Genomic DNA, 13,687 nt, shown 5'->3' with positions numbered 1-13,687 from the left:
TATTTATGGCCAGATGAAGCAGGCGGACTGTGTCACGCCTTTAGCGTCGCGAGGTGACGGTCGAGGTCGTCGAGGCGGTCTTGACCCCAGAAGCGCTGGTCATCTGGCGTGATGTAAAAGGGCGCGCCGAAGACACCGCGTTCTACGGCTTCTTCGAGGTTGGCTGCGTATGTTTCAGCGCCCGCCAGCAGGCCGGTATCGGCAAGGTTCGGATCGAACCCCGCTTGCGTCAGGCAATCCCGGATCACACTGTCATCGGCGATGTCTTTTTCCTCGGCCCAGCAGGCACGCAGCAAAGAGTGGCACAACTGCCCGACATCCCCCGAACCCTCTTGAGTGGCAGCGATCACTGCATATGAGGACGGAGCCATATTGGTCGGCCAGTGGGCGGGTTTAAGGTTAAAATCCATCCCCAGGTTTTTGGACTGACGCAGGAGTTCCTGCGCGCGGTACTCGGTGCGCGAGATATGTCTGTCCTTGGGCGGGGTGCCCCCGGTTCTGGAAAACAGTGCCATGATATCGAGCGGTTTGTAGTTGATGGTCGCACCGTGCTTTGCCGCAACCTCTTCCAGCCTTGTGCCCGCCAGGTAGGAATAGGGCGAAATTGTCGCAAAATAGTAGTCAATCTGGGCCATGTTCACTTTCTCCGCTGCGTTACCTTTGCGGGACGGTAAGGCCATGCTAAGCGGTGTCAACATCACGAATCTGTCACATTGCCATTGCTGCCCGGGGAAAATCAGCCGATGCCGACACTTCACGAACCCAAGCTTATCGCTGGGAACGCAAATCTTCCGCTTGCCAAAACCATTGCCCGCCGCATGAGCCTGCACCGCGGCGTTGATCAGGGACTGGTCGAGGCGCGGGTGGAACGCTTCAACGATGGTGAGATTTTCGTCGAGGTGTTCGAGAATGTGCGCGGCGAGGATATGTTCATCATCCAGCCGACCTCAAATCCGGCCAATGACAACCTGATGGAATTGTTGATCATCGCTGACGCCCTGCGCCGGTCGTCCGCGCAACGCATCACTGCCGTGATCCCTTATTTTGGCTATGCGCGGCAGGATCGCCGCACCAAGGCGCGTACGCCCATCAGCGCCAAGCTGGTGGCCAATATGCTGACCGGAGCGGGGATCGAGCGTATTCTGACCATGGACCTGCATGCTGCGCAGATTCAGGGCTTTTTCGACATGCCGGTCGACAACCTTTACGCCTCGCCGATCTTTGCGCTGGATGTAAAGAAGCAGTTCAAGGGGCAAATGGATGATCTGATGGTGGTGTCGCCGGATGTCGGCGGCGTGGCCCGCGCGCGGGAATTGGCCAAGCGCATCAACGCGCCGCTGTCGATTGTGGACAAACGCCGCGAGAAGGCGGGCGAAGTGGCCGAGATGACCGTGATCGGCGACGTGAAGGATAAAATCTGCCTGATCGTGGACGATATGTGCGACACGGCCGGCACCCTCTGCAAGGCCGCTCAGGTGCTGATCGACAATGGCGCGAAAGAGGTTCATTCTTACATCACCCACGGGGTTATGAGCGGCCCGGCGGTTGAGCGCGTGACCAACTCGGTGATGAAGTCTCTGGTTCTGACGGACTCGATCCAGCCCAAACCTGAGGTCGCCAATGCGCCCAACATCCGCATCGTGCCCACCGCGCCGATTTTCACGCAGGCGATCCTGAACATCTGGAACGGCACCAGCGTTTCGTCCCTGTTCGAGGACAAGACCCTGACCCCGATCTATGAATCTCTTTACCATATGGATTGAGCGGGAGGCTCAGACGTGACCGGGAACAACCGTATCGTTCTGTCCAGCGACCACGCTGCGATTGAACTGCGCCAAGCCATCGCCAAACATATTACCCAACAAGGGTGGGAGGCCGTCGATATCGGGCCGACCACCGCTGAAAGCACGCACTATCCGCTGCACGGCAAGGCCGCAGCCGAGATGGTTGTTGCCGGCGATTGCCGTTTGGGCATCATTCTTTGTGGCACTGGGCAGGGCATCATGATGGCCGCCAACAAGGTGCCCGGCATCCGGTGCGGGGTGTGTTCAGATGCGTTTTCAGCCCGGATGATCCGTCAGCACAACGATGCCAATATGTTGTCCATCGGAGCGCGCGTCATCGGCGAGGGACAAGCGCTGGATATTGTCGATGCGTTTCTTTCTGCCGAATTCGAGGGCGGCCGCCACGCGACGCGGGTGGACATGATCGAGGCAGGCTGAAGACGCTGTTGATCGTCCGGGGGAACCAGAAACCTACGAGATGTCCCAATCATCCGCGTGAGAGACCTCTCCGATCGCGGTCCAGATTACGCGTATACGTGCGATGCGCGTGTCCGACCACGTGCGAAATACGGCGCTGAACCCCTGTGGTGTGATGTCTTGCGCCTGAACCTCGGCACGCAGGGCCGATGACGTGTCCACATCCCACAGCGAAACGCTGATCTGCACAGTCGGAGCTGATCGGAATGCTTCGCTAAACTGGACGCTTGTACGCCGTTCACGTGCGCCCTCGCCAGTCCACATCTCTCCGCCGTCGGCAAAATCCGAGAACAGAACAACCTCGCCCTGATCGATACCAATGGGGTGGGTATGAAACTTCTTCATCGTGTCGTCTTTTCATTCAATTCCGGCACCTTACCGCGCGCCTTTGACGAAATCACGACAAAAAACGGCCCCGCATAGCAGGGCCGTTTCGAATAAACTGACATGAGCCGTTACAGGCTCATATGCGTTCCAAGAGCTTCCATGTCGGCCAGCAGTTTGGCGGCATCGTCGACAATGGTCTGATCGTCACCAGCCTTTGCGGCCTCGTGCGAGGCGCGGGCTTCGGCGATCATGTCATCCAAGTGCGACCGGGTCACTTCACTCACCGGAATGGCCTTTTCGGCCAGAACCGACAAGCTGTCGCCGTTGATCTGGGCAAACCCGCCTGTGACCAGGTATTCGCTGGCTCCTGCGGGTGCCTCAACCTTCAGCAGACCGGGGCGCAGCGTGGTGATGGTGGGGGCATGATCGGGCATTGCCGTCATGTCCCCGTCCGCGCCGGGGAGCTGGACCGCGGTGGCCTCAAGCGAAGCAAGGCTCCGCTCGGGGCTGACGAGGTCGAATTGCATCGTGTTTGCCATCAGGGATACTCCTTAGGCGGCTTCTGCGGCCATCTTTTCCGCTTTGGCGATCACTTCGTCGATGCCGCCAACCATCAGGAAGGCCGCTTCGGGCAGGTGATCGTATTCGCCAGCCACAACAGCCTTGAACGATGCGATGGTCACGTCCAGAGGAACCTGAACGCCTGGCGAACCGGTGAAGACTTCGGCAACGTCGAACGGCTGCGACAGGAAGCGCTCGATCTTACGGGCACGAGCAACGGTCAGTTTGTCTTCTTCCGACAGTTCGTCCATGCCGAGGATGGCGATGATGTCCTGCAGCGACTTGTAGCGCTGGAGGATCTGCTGAACGTCGGTCGCAACCGCGTAGTGCTCTTCGCCCACGATTGCGGGGTCCAGCAGACGCGAGGACGAGTCGAGCGGGTCAACCGCAGGGTAGATACCCTTTTCCGAGATCGCACGGTTCAGAACGGTGGTCGCGTCCAAGTGCGCAAACGAGGTTGCCGGCGCGGGGTCGGTCAAGTCGTCCGCAGGAACATAAATGGCCTGCACCGAGGTGATCGAGCCAGACTTGGTCGAGGTGATGCGTTCCTGCAGGGCGCCCATGTCGGTCGCCAGTGTCGGCTGGTAGCCCACGGCTGACGGAATACGACCCAGCAGAGCCGAAACCTCGGAACCCGCCTGCGTAAAGCGGAAGATGTTGTCGACGAAGAACAGAACGTCGGTACCGGACTGGTCGCGGAACTGCTCAGCCAGGGTCAGACCGGTCAGAGCAACACGCGCACGCGCTCCCGGAGGTTCGTTCATCTGACCGTAAACCAGCGCAACCTGAGATTCCGACAGATTGTCGGGCTTAATCACGTTGGATTCGATCATCTCGTGATACAGGTCGTTGCCTTCACGGGTCCGTTCACCAACACCCGCGAACACCGAGAAGCCCGAGTGCACTTTTGCGATGTTGTTGATCAGTTCCATGATCAGAACGGTTTTACCAACGCCGGCCCCGCCGAACAGGCCGATTTTACCGCCTTTGGCGTAGGGGGCCAGCAGGTCAACAACCTTGATGCCGGTGACCAGGATTTCCGACTCGGTCGACTGTTCGTCGAACTCGGGCGCGGGCTGGTGGATCGCGCGGGCTTCGGTTGCTTCGACCGGGCCTTTTTCGTCGATCGGCTCGCCGACCACGTTCAGGATGCGGCCCAGCGTGGCGTTACCAACCGGAACCGAGATCGGAGAACCGGTGTCGGTTACGGCCTCGCCACGGACCAGACCTTCGGTCGCGTCCATCGCAATGGTGCGGACGGTGTTTTCACCCAGGTGCTGAGCAACTTCCAACACAAGGCGCTTGCCGTTGTTGGTGGTTTCCAGCGCGTTCAGAATTTCAGGCAGCTGATCTTCGAAGTGCACGTCGACGACGGCCCCGATGATCTGTGTGACTTTGCCTTTTGCATTCGCCATGTTTCGTCTCCGGTTTTCTTACAGCGCTTCGGCGCCGGAAATAATTTCAATCAGCTCGTTGGTGATCACGGCCTGACGCGAGCGGTTGAACTGGATCGTCAGCTTGTCGATCATCTCACCCGCGTTGCGTGTCGCGTTGTCCATCGCGGACATCCGTGCACCCTGTTCAGACGCTCCGTTTTCGAGCAGAGCCGAGAAGATCGCGGTCGCAACCCCCTTGGGCAGCAGGTCGGCCAGAATGGCCTCTTCGCTGGGCTCGTAGTCGAAAATGGCACCGCTGTCGTCGCCCTCGGTCTCTTCGAACGAGGCCGGGATGACCTGCTGTGCCGTCGGGATCTGGGTCACAACGTTGACGAACTTCGAGTAGAAGATCGTGGCAACATCGAACTCACCCCCGTCAAAGCGGGACAGAACGTCCTTGGCGATGTCCTGCGCATTGGTGTAACCGATACGCTTGACCTCGCTCAGGTCGACGTGACCAACGAACAGATCGGCAAAGTCGCGTTTCAGGGCATCGCGCCCCTTCTTCCCAACGGTCAGAACCTTGACCGTCTTGCCTTTGCCGCGCAGCTCTTCCGCCTTTTGACGGGCCAGCTTGGCGATGTTCGCGTTGAAGCCGCCACACAGGCCGCGTTCAGCTGTCATCACAACCAGCAGATGGACATCATCACTGCCCGTACCACGGAGCAGCTTGGGGGCGCTGTCGCTGCCCCCGACCGACGCCGCCAGCCCCACCATCACGGCATTGAACCGTTCAGCATAGGGGCGCGAGGCTTCGGCAGATTCCTGGGCACGGCGCAGTTTTGCAGCCGCGACCATCTGCATGGCCTTGGTGATCTTGCGGGTCGATTTGACCGACTCGATCCTGTTTTTAAGGTCCTTCAGACTAGGCATCGGAACCCCCTATCAAGCGAAGGTCGCGGCGTATTCGTCGATCGCTGCCTTAAGCTTGTCCGCTGCGTCACCTTTGATCTTCGGATCTTCGTCGGTGATCCACTTGAGCAGATCGGCATGCTTGCCGCGCAGGTGCGCCAGCAGACCGGCCTCATAGCGGCCAACATCCGAGACGTCGATCTTGTCGAGGTAACCGTTGGTGCCAGCGAAAATGACGCAGACGATTTCCGCGTTGGTCAGCGGCGAGTACTGCGGCTGCTTCATCAGCTCGGTCAGACGCGCACCACGGTTCAGCAGCTGCTGAGTTGCGGCGTCGAGGTCCGAACCGAACTGCGCAAACGCAGCCATTTCGCGGTACTGAGCCAGTTCCAGCTTAACCGGACCAGCAACCGATTTCATCGCATCGGTCTGAGCCGAAGAACCCACACGCGAAACCGACAGACCGGTATTCACGGCAGGACGGATGCCTTGATAGAACAGTTCGGTTTCCAGGAAGATCTGACCGTCGGTGATCGAGATCACGTTGGTCGGAATAAACGCCGAAACGTCACCACCTTGGGTTTCGATAACCGGCAGAGCGGTCAGCGAGCCTGCACCAAAGTCCTCGTTCAGCTTCGCCGAACGCTCCAGCAGACGCGAGTGGAGGTAGAAAACGTCACCCGGATAGGCTTCACGTCCGGGCGGACGGCGCAGCAGCAGGGACATCTGACGATAAGACACAGCCTGCTTCGACAGGTCATCGTAGATGATCAGAGCGTGGCGGCCGTTGTCGCGGAAGTATTCGGCCATCGCAGTCGCCGAGTAAGGTGCCAGGAACTGCATCGGCGCCGGGTCGGACGCGGTCGCAGCAACAACGATCGAGTATTCAATCGCGCCGGATTCTTCCAGCTTCTTCACCAGCTGCGCAACGGTCGAACGCTTCTGACCGACAGCCACGTAGATGCAGTACAGTTTCTTCGACTCGTCGTCGCCTGCTGCGTCGTTATAGACTTTCTGGTTCAGGATGGTGTCCAGAGCCACAGCAGTTTTACCGGTCTGACGGTCACCAATGATCAGTTCCCGCTGGCCACGGCCAATCGGGATCATCGCGTCAACCGATTTCAGGCCGGTTGCCATCGGCTCGTGCACCGATTTACGCGGGATGATGCCGGGGGCTTTGACGTCTGCAACGCCACGCTTGGAGGCATTGATCGGGCCTTTGCCGTCCAGCGGGTTGCCCAGACCGTCAACAACACGGCCCAGCAGCTCGTCACCGATCGGAACGTCCACGATCGAGTTGGTGCGCTTGACGGTGTCGCCTTCTTTGATGTCACGGTCAGAACCGAAGATAACGACACCGACGTTGTCGCTTTCCAGGTTCAGGGCCATACCCATGATGCCACCGGGGAATTCGACCATTTCACCGGCTTGCACGTTGTCCAGGCCGTATACACGGGCAATCCCGTCACCGACGCTCAGCACGCGGCCGATCTCGGCCACTTCGGCTTCCTGACCAAAATTCTTGATCTGGTCCTTCAGGATTGCAGAAATCTCTGCAGCTTGGATTCCCATTTATCCGACCTCTTTCATTGCATTCTGTAGGGAGTTCAGCTTCGAACGGATCGAGGTGTCGATCATCTTCGAGCCCACTTTAACGACAAGACCGCCGATGAGGCTTTCATCCACGGTCGCATTGATTGTCACGGTCTTGCCCACACGCTCGGACAGCGTTTTGGACAGTTTATCCAGTTGAGTCTTGGTCAGTGCCTTGGCCGAGGCGACATCGGCGGTCACTTCGCCGCGCTCTTCGGCCAGCATGTCGCGCAGAACCTGCACCAGTTGCGGCACAACGAACAGGCGGCGTTTCTGCGCCATCAGACCCAGCGTGTTGCGCAGGATCGGGTTCAGACCCATCTTGTCGGCGACTGCGGTGATTGCGCCTTCTTGTTCAGCGCGCGAAACCAGAGGCGAAGCGATCAGGTCACGCAGTTCGGCGCTTTCGCCCAATGCTGCTGCCAGATCGTTGATGCCGGTTTCCAGACCCGCCAGGTCATTATTCTCTTTCGCGATCTCGAAGATCGCAGTGGCATAGCGCTCGGCGATGCCTGTGGAAATCGAAGCTGGTTCGGACACGTCCACCCTTCCGATATTTGAGGCCCCGATTTCGGGTAGCGGCCGCTACCTTGGGGCGTGAGAAAACCCCGTCCATGTAGGGCGGGGATCAAAATCACCGGGGATGTAGCAGAGGTATTCCAACCTAGCAATACGCTATAGCGGTAACATACTTATCCACAAACCCTTAACTTTCAGACACTTACACCAAGTGCGACCCTTTGGACCGGTTGGGGCAGTTGAAAAATGTTACGAATATGCAGGTTTTTGCGATTCCTGTGACTTTTTTCCCGCAACTTTCGCCGCGTCAAAGATCCGCCTCAGGCGGGCTTCAACAGCCCGTCCAGCGCTTTGATCGGACGCTTGGCGGTGTCCTTGGTCACGCTGCCGCTGGGCGGGCGGATCAGCTTGCTGGCCTCGACCATGAGCACACCGCCCGCCATGACGGTCGGGATGCGCTGGCCGGTTTTTTCGATCAGGCTGCCCGATTTCAGCCAGAACCGGCGGAATGAAGGCGGCAGGTACAGCGCCGAACAGTGGTTTTCGGGGACGAAATGATGCTTGCGCAGAAGGTTCTCAAGCTGCGTGGCAGAGTAAGGATGCCCAAAGCCAAAGGGCGTCCGGTCCGACCGCGACCAAAGCCCGGCCCGGTTCGGCACCACAAACAGCGCCCTGCCCCCCGGCCCCAGCACACGCCAGCATTCCTCAAGCACCTTGCTGGGCTGTTCCGAGGTCTCAAGCCCGTGCATCACCACCAATTTGTCGACATGCCCTGTCTCGATCGGCCAGAGCGTTTCTTCGGTCAGAACCGAGACATTGGGCATCCCCGCCGGCCACGGCATCACGCCCTGCGGCCCTGGCATCAGCCCGATCACCCGCCGCGCATCCGCCAGATAGGGTCGCAGCAGAGGCACGGCAAAACCAAACCCTGCAACGGTTTGCCCTTTGGCTTCGGGCCACAGATCGACCAACCGCCCGCGGATCGCCGCCTGCGCAGCACGGCCCAGCGTGCTGCGATAGTAAAAATTCCTCAGATCCTGCACATCAAGATGCATTGCGGACACCCGGTCAATCGGCTTAGCTGGGCACAGTCTAGCAATGAAAGGGCAAAAGGCCATGCCTCTTGAGATCGTCACTATTCCTTGCCTCAGCGACAATTACGCCTTTCTCGCCCATGATCCGGTCAGCGGTGAGACCGCGTTGATCGATGTGCCCGAGGCGGAGCCGATTCTGGCGGAACTGAACGCACGTGGCTGGCGGCTCAGCCATGTCCTGCTGACGCACCATCACTGGGATCATGTCGATGGCCTGCCCGGCATTCTGGAAAAACACCCCGCGCGCCTGATCGGCGCGAAGGCCGATGAACATCGTCTGCCGAAACTCGATCAGTCTGTGGTTGAGGGGGATAGTTTTTACATCGGAGGAGAGCCTGTCGAGGTTCTGGATGTCTCGGGCCATACCGTGGGGCACATCGCTTTTTATATGCCGGTCTCGGGCGCGGTTTTCACTGCCGACAGCTTGATGGCGCTGGGATGCGGGCGACTGTTCGAAGGCACACCTGCGCAGATGTGGGCCTCTCTCAGCAAGCTGGCGGCACTGCCGGACGAAACAATCGTGTGTTCTGGACATGAATATACCCAGTCAAACGCCAAATTCGCCCTGACCGTCGACCCCGACAACCCGGCCCTGCAGGATCGAGTCGCCGATATCAACCGCGCCCGCGCCGCTCAGGAGCCCACCGTTCCCTCGGTTCTGGCGCTTGAAAAGGCCACAAACCCGTTTCTGCGCGCGGCCGATCCGGCGATTCAGGCGCATCTGGGCATGGAAAAATCTGACCCTGCGTCGGTTTTTGCGGAAATCCGTGCCCGAAAAGACCGCTTTTGATGCGTTTCAACCCTCTTCACGGCCACGGTCACAGGAAATGTGACTGTCAAGTGAAAGAAAACCCTTGAAGCCGGGCCACGATCAACCAAACTCTAATAGTATGAGGACATGGTTGGGATGGGGATCCGGCCGATGCTCGGACCCCCTTCCGGCCCAATATAGAGGAGCACCCGCGTGCCTTCATTCTCGAGCACATTGGAACAAGCCATCCACGCGGCCCTTGCGGCGGCGAATGAACGGCGACATGAATTCGCAACGCTAGAACATCTGCTGCTGGCGCTGCTGGAAGAACCCGATGCAGTGCGCGTCATGAAAGCGTGCAGCGTCGATCTGGACGAATTGCGCAGCACACTGGTCGAATTCATCGACGAGGACCTGTCAAACCTCGTCACAGATATTGACGGGTCCGAAGCGGTGCCGACGGCGGCTTTTCAGCGTGTCATCCAACGCGCAGCGATCCATGTGCAAAGCTCGGGCCGTACCGAGGTGACCGGGGCCAACGTCTTGGTTGCCATCTTCGCCGAACGCGAAAGCAACGCGGCTTATTTCCTGCAGGAACAGGACATGACCCGCTATGACGCGGTGAATTTCATCGCCCATGGCGTTGCCAAAGATCCGGCCTACGGCGAAAACCGACCGGTCACCGGCGCGGATGAGGTGGAAGATGAGGCGCAGACCACATCTGGCGAGGCAGACCAGAAAGAAAGCGCGCTGGGTAAGTATTGCGTCGACCTGAACGCCAAATCGCGCGCCGGCGACGTCGATCCGCTGATCGGCCGCTCGGACGAGGTGGAACGCTGCATTCAGGTGCTGTGCCGCCGCCGCAAGAACAACCCGCTGCTGGTGGGTGATCCGGGTGTGGGCAAAACCGCCATCGCCGAGGGTCTGGCCCACAAGATCGTCGCCGGTGAGGCCCCGGATGTTCTATCGGAAACCACGATCTATTCTCTCGACATGGGCGCGCTGCTGGCGGGTACCCGCTATCGCGGCGATTTCGAAGAGCGGCTGAAGGCGGTCGTGACCGAATTGGAAGATCATCCAGATGCGGTGCTGTTCATTGACGAAATCCATACCGTGATTGGTGCCGGTGCCACATCGGGCGGTGCCATGGATGCATCGAACCTGCTGAAGCCTGCCCTGCAGGGCGGCAAGCTGCGCACGATGGGCTCGACCACCTATAAAGAGTTCCGCCAGCATTTTGAGAAAGACCGTGCGCTGAGCCGTCGGTTCCAGAAGATTGACGTGAACGAACCTTCGGTCGAGGACAGCGTGAAAATCCTGCGCGGTCTGAAACCCTATTTTGAAGAGCATCACGCGATCAAATACACCGCAGATGCGATCAAAACGGCTGTGGAGCTTTCGGCGCGCTATATCAACGACCGCAAGCTGCCGGACAAGGCCATCGACGTGATTGATGAAGCCGGTGCCGCGCAACATCTGCTGGCCGAAAGCAAGCGTCGCAAGACCATCGGAGTGAAAGAGATCGAGGCCGTCGTCGCCAAGATCGCGCGCATTCCGCCGAAGAATGTGACCAAGGATGATGCGGAGGTTCTGAAAGACCTCGAAACCTCGCTGAAACGGGTGGTGTTCGGTCAGGATGAAGCGATTGAGGCGCTGTCCAGCGCGATCAAACTGGCCCGCGCCGGTCTGCGTGAGCCCGAAAAGCCCATCGGCAACTACCTGTTCGCCGGTCCGACCGGTGTGGGTAAGACAGAGGTTGCCAAACAGTTGGCGGATACGCTGGGTGTCGAGCTGCTGCGCTTCGATATGTCGGAATACATGGAGAAACACGCCGTTTCCCGTCTGATCGGCGCACCTCCGGGCTATGTCGGGTTCGATCAGGGCGGTCTGCTGACCGACGGCGTCGACCAGCATCCGCACTGTGTGCTGCTGCTGGACGAGATCGAGAAGGCGCATCCGGATGTGTTCAACATTCTGTTGCAAGTGATGGATCATGGCGAGCTGACCGATCACAACGGCCGTACGGTGAACTTCCGCAACGTGGTCCTGATCATGACCTCGAACGCGGGCGCGCAGGAGCAGGCCAAGGCCGCCATAGGCTTTGCCCGTGACCGTCGCGAGGGCGAGGATACCGCCGCGATCGAACGCATGTTCACGCCGGAATTCCGCAACCGTCTGGACGCCGTGATCTCGTTCGCGCCGCTGCCGAAAGAGGTCATCCTGCAAGTGGTCGAGAAATTCGTCCTGCAGCTTGAGGCGCAATTGCTGGATCGCAATGTGACCATCGATCTGACCCCCAAGGCCGCCGAATGGCTGGCCGACAAGGGGTACGACGACAAGATGGGCGCCCGCCCGCTGGGTCGCGTCATTCAGGAGCACATCAAGAAACCTCTGGCCGAAGAACTTCTGTTCGGCAAGTTGGCCAAGGGTGGAGTGGTGCGTGTCTCGGTCAAGAAAGGTGATCTGAACCTTGAAATTCTGGGACCCGACCAGCCTCGTATTCCGGGCGATAAACCTCCGCTGCTGACAGCGGACTGATTTAAAGACCTTAGAAACAAACTAACGCCCGCCCTTTCGGCGGGCGTTCTCTGTTTAACGCTCGGTCAGTTTCAGCTCGATCCGGCGGTTCTGCGCGCGGGCTTCGGGGGTGTCGGCGGGGTTGACCGGCTGGAACTCGCCAAAGCCGTTGGCTGCCAGCCGATTGGGCGGGATACCCAACGCATCCACCATGAACCGCACCACCGACAGCGCGCGACCCTGGCTAAGTTCCCAGTTATCGCGATACCGCCCGCTGCCCGCCAATGGCACGTTGTCCGTATGCCCGTCGACCCGAATGACCCAATTCAAACCCTCGGGGATTTCAGCCGCGACAGTTCTCAGGATTTCGGCGACCTTCGCGACCTCCTGACGACCTTCGACAGAAAGCGTGGCAGAGCCCGTGTCAAACAAGACCTCGGACGAAAACACAAAGCGGTCGCCTTCGATGCGTACGCCTTCCTGATCACCCAATACATCGCGCAGTCGCCCGAAGAACTCGGACCGATAGCGTTGCAAATCTTCCGCCTGCGCAGTCAGTTCCTGATTTTGCCCGGCAAGCCTTTCCGCCTCGGCCTCGAGCCGGACGCGTTCTGCCTCTTCCAGCAGGCGGCGGCGGCGCTCTTCCGAGGCGGCGCGGGCAAGCGCTGCGTTCAGGTCCTGGCCCAGCGACTGGATCTGAATCTCGGCCGCCGCGTTGCGTTCCTCATAATCGTCCAACAGCGCCTGCAACGATCCAAGTTGGCCGCGCAGCGCAGACATCTGCTGGTTCAACAAAGCTGTCTGGCGTTGCGCCTCGGTTGAGATTTCTTTCTCTGACGCGAGTGCCTCCTGCGCCACAGCCAACAAGGCCGCACGCTCTTCAGCCAGTGAACTTTGCTCATCTGCCTGCGCCTGCGACTGCGTCTGCGCGTCCAGTGCCGCTTGCAATTGCGCCTTCAGTTCATCGGGATTCAACTCACCGAATTGCCGCTCAAGCTCGGCTCTGGCTGCCTGTGCTGCGGCCAGTAATGTCAGGGTTTCTTCCGCTTCCTGTCGCTGCGCCTCGAGCGCCAATGTCATAGCGGTCAGCTCGGCATCCGCATCCTGAAGCCGGTTCCGCAGAGTTTCGGCGGCGGCGGCTTCCGCGAGACGCGCGGCTTCCTCATCGCCTAGCTGCTGCTGCAAATCGGCAATCTGACCCGCCTGCGTGGCCTCGCTGGCCTCAAGATCGGCCACCAGCGCCTCAAGCGCCTCGCGACGGGCCGCGGCAAGACGGGCGGCTTCGGTCTGGGCATCAATCTCGTTACGGCTTTGGGCCAGAGCGAGGTTCAGGGCCTCCTGCTCGTCCAGTAGTGCTGCGCGCTCTTGCAGCAAGGCATCCTGCTGATCAACCAAGGTGGCAATATCGTCCCGCGCGCGTTCCTGATCGGCCAGCAATGCTGCAACCTGTGCCTCAAAACCCGTGATCTGCGACTGCGCCTCAGACAATTCGTCCTCGACCTGTCCGAGAGTTGCGTTCAGTGTGCCCAACCGTGCCTGCAGACGGCTGTTTTCGCGTTCTTCCAATCCCAGCGCCCCAGCCAGGGCTGCGACCTCATCCGACAGCGCGGTCAGTTCGTCCTCTTGACCCGAAATAGTTTCGCGCAAAACAAACTGAACGATCATGAAGATGGTCAGCACGAAGGTGAGAACCATCAAAAGCCCCGTCATCGCATCGACGAAACCGGGCCAGACCGAGCCCGAGAATCGATGACCGGTGCGGCGCGACAGGGCCAT

At 59.6% G+C, this 13,687-nt stretch carries 13 protein-coding genes; 4 read left to right on the top strand and 9 right to left on the bottom strand.

Going from position 1 to position 13,687, the window contains the following annotated elements:
• Window positions 1-32 precede the first annotated feature (32 nt).
• Window positions 33-635, bottom strand: coding sequence for a DsbA family protein (locus ACR3EN_RS09560; RefSeq protein ID WP_480823087.1), 603 nt, complete (start codon window positions 633-635; stop codon window positions 33-35).
• Window positions 636-743: 108 nt separating this feature from the next.
• On the opposite strand from ACR3EN_RS09560, the gene ACR3EN_RS09555 reads away from it, so the two are divergent.
• Together ACR3EN_RS09555 and rpiB are read left to right on the top strand one after the other, a co-directional pair.
• The gene (locus ACR3EN_RS09555; protein WP_480823089.1) at window positions 744-1,763 is read left to right on the top strand and encodes a ribose-phosphate pyrophosphokinase; all 1,020 of its coding nucleotides are present in this window, start codon (window positions 744-746) and stop codon (window positions 1,761-1,763) included.
• A 15-nt stretch (window positions 1,764-1,778) separates the two neighbouring features.
• Window positions 1,779-2,222: a ribose 5-phosphate isomerase B gene (gene rpiB, locus ACR3EN_RS09550; protein ID WP_480860925.1), complete on the top strand. Its 444-nt coding sequence runs from the start codon at window positions 1,779-1,781 to the stop codon at window positions 2,220-2,222.
• 33 nt (window positions 2,223-2,255) lie between these two features.
• Here the strand turns inward: rpiB and ACR3EN_RS09545 are convergent, their stop codons facing one another.
• The 7 genes from ACR3EN_RS09545 to ACR3EN_RS09515 all read right to left on the bottom strand — a co-directional run bounded on the left by ACR3EN_RS09545 (window position 2,256) and on the right by ACR3EN_RS09515 (window position 8,604).
• Window positions 2,256-2,606, bottom strand: a complete 351-nt coding sequence (locus ACR3EN_RS09545; protein ID WP_480823093.1) for an H-type lectin domain-containing protein — start codon at window positions 2,604-2,606, stop codon at window positions 2,256-2,258.
• Between the two features lie 110 nt (window positions 2,607-2,716).
• Window positions 2,717-3,127: a F0F1 ATP synthase subunit epsilon gene (locus ACR3EN_RS09540; protein ID WP_480823095.1), complete on the bottom strand. Its 411-nt coding sequence runs from the start codon at window positions 3,125-3,127 to the stop codon at window positions 2,717-2,719.
• Between the two features lie 12 nt (window positions 3,128-3,139).
• Complete coding sequence (atpD, locus tag ACR3EN_RS09535; RefSeq protein ID WP_170655972.1) at window positions 3,140-4,564, bottom strand: F0F1 ATP synthase subunit beta; 1,425 nt, start codon at window positions 4,562-4,564, stop codon at window positions 3,140-3,142.
• Between the two features lie 18 nt (window positions 4,565-4,582).
• Window positions 4,583-5,458, bottom strand: a complete 876-nt coding sequence (locus tag ACR3EN_RS09530; RefSeq protein ID WP_480823097.1) for a F0F1 ATP synthase subunit gamma — start codon at window positions 5,456-5,458, stop codon at window positions 4,583-4,585.
• Window positions 5,459-5,470: 12 nt separating this feature from the next.
• Window positions 5,471-7,009 carry a F0F1 ATP synthase subunit alpha gene (gene atpA, locus ACR3EN_RS09525; RefSeq protein ID WP_480783926.1) on the bottom strand — a complete coding sequence of 513 codons (1,539 nt, stop codon included), beginning with the start codon at window positions 7,007-7,009 and terminating at the stop codon, window positions 5,471-5,473.
• Window positions 7,010-7,570: a F0F1 ATP synthase subunit delta gene (locus ACR3EN_RS09520; RefSeq protein WP_480823099.1), complete on the bottom strand. Its 561-nt coding sequence runs from the start codon at window positions 7,568-7,570 to the stop codon at window positions 7,010-7,012. It lies immediately after the preceding gene.
• Window positions 7,571-7,869: 299 nt separating this feature from the next.
• The gene (locus ACR3EN_RS09515) at window positions 7,870-8,604 is read right to left on the bottom strand and encodes a class I SAM-dependent methyltransferase (RefSeq protein WP_480823101.1); all 735 of its coding nucleotides are present in this window, start codon (window positions 8,602-8,604) and stop codon (window positions 7,870-7,872) included.
• 61 nt (window positions 8,605-8,665) lie between these two features.
• On the opposite strand from ACR3EN_RS09515, the gene gloB reads away from it, so the two are divergent.
• Both gloB and clpA read left to right on the top strand, forming a co-directional pair.
• Window positions 8,666-9,433 carry a hydroxyacylglutathione hydrolase gene (gene gloB / locus ACR3EN_RS09510; RefSeq protein WP_480823103.1) on the top strand — a complete coding sequence of 256 codons (768 nt, stop codon included), beginning with the start codon at window positions 8,666-8,668 and terminating at the stop codon, window positions 9,431-9,433.
• A gap of 174 nt (window positions 9,434-9,607) precedes the next feature.
• Complete coding sequence (clpA, locus tag ACR3EN_RS09505) at window positions 9,608-11,932, top strand: ATP-dependent Clp protease ATP-binding subunit ClpA (RefSeq protein WP_480823105.1); 2,325 nt, start codon at window positions 9,608-9,610, stop codon at window positions 11,930-11,932.
• Between the two features lie 54 nt (window positions 11,933-11,986).
• On the opposite strand, the gene ACR3EN_RS09500 is transcribed toward clpA, so the two are convergent.
• Window positions 11,987-13,687, bottom strand: coding sequence for a peptidoglycan -binding protein (locus ACR3EN_RS09500; RefSeq protein ID WP_480823107.1), 1,701 nt, complete (start codon window positions 13,685-13,687; stop codon window positions 11,987-11,989).

The sequence above is a fragment of the Ruegeria sp. G7 genome, assembly GCF_056535465.1.
The sequence above is the reverse complement of the archived record's forward strand: the minus strand, read 5'-3'. Positions and strand labels throughout refer to the sequence as shown.

Bases quoted from the DNA above. Each gene is read 5' to 3' on its own strand.
- ACR3EN_RS09560 (WP_480823087.1), bottom strand. From the start codon at position 635: ATGGCCCAGATTGACTACTATTTTGCGACAATTTCGCCCTATTCCTAC.
- ACR3EN_RS09555 (WP_480823089.1), top strand. From the start codon at position 744: ATGCCGACACTTCACGAACCCAAGCTTATCGCTGGGAACGCAAATCTT.
- ACR3EN_RS09545 (WP_480823093.1), bottom strand. From the start codon at position 2,606: ATGAAGAAGTTTCATACCCACCCCATTGGTATCGATCAGGGCGAGGTT.
- ACR3EN_RS09540 (WP_480823095.1), bottom strand. From the start codon at position 3,127: ATGGCAAACACGATGCAATTCGACCTCGTCAGCCCCGAGCGGAGCCTT.
- atpD (WP_170655972.1), bottom strand. From the start codon at position 4,564: ATGGCGAATGCAAAAGGCAAAGTCACACAGATCATCGGGGCCGTCGTC.
- ACR3EN_RS09530 (WP_480823097.1), bottom strand. From the start codon at position 5,458: ATGCCTAGTCTGAAGGACCTTAAAAACAGGATCGAGTCGGTCAAATCG.
- atpA (WP_480783926.1), bottom strand. From the start codon at position 7,009: ATGGGAATCCAAGCTGCAGAGATTTCTGCAATCCTGAAGGACCAGATC.
- ACR3EN_RS09515 (WP_480823101.1), bottom strand. From the start codon at position 8,604: ATGCATCTTGATGTGCAGGATCTGAGGAATTTTTACTATCGCAGCACG.
- gloB (WP_480823103.1), top strand. From the start codon at position 8,666: ATGCCTCTTGAGATCGTCACTATTCCTTGCCTCAGCGACAATTACGCC.
- ACR3EN_RS09500 (WP_480823107.1), bottom strand. From the start codon at position 13,687: ATGGCCCTGTCGCGCCGCACCGGTCATCGATTCTCGGGCTCGGTCTGG.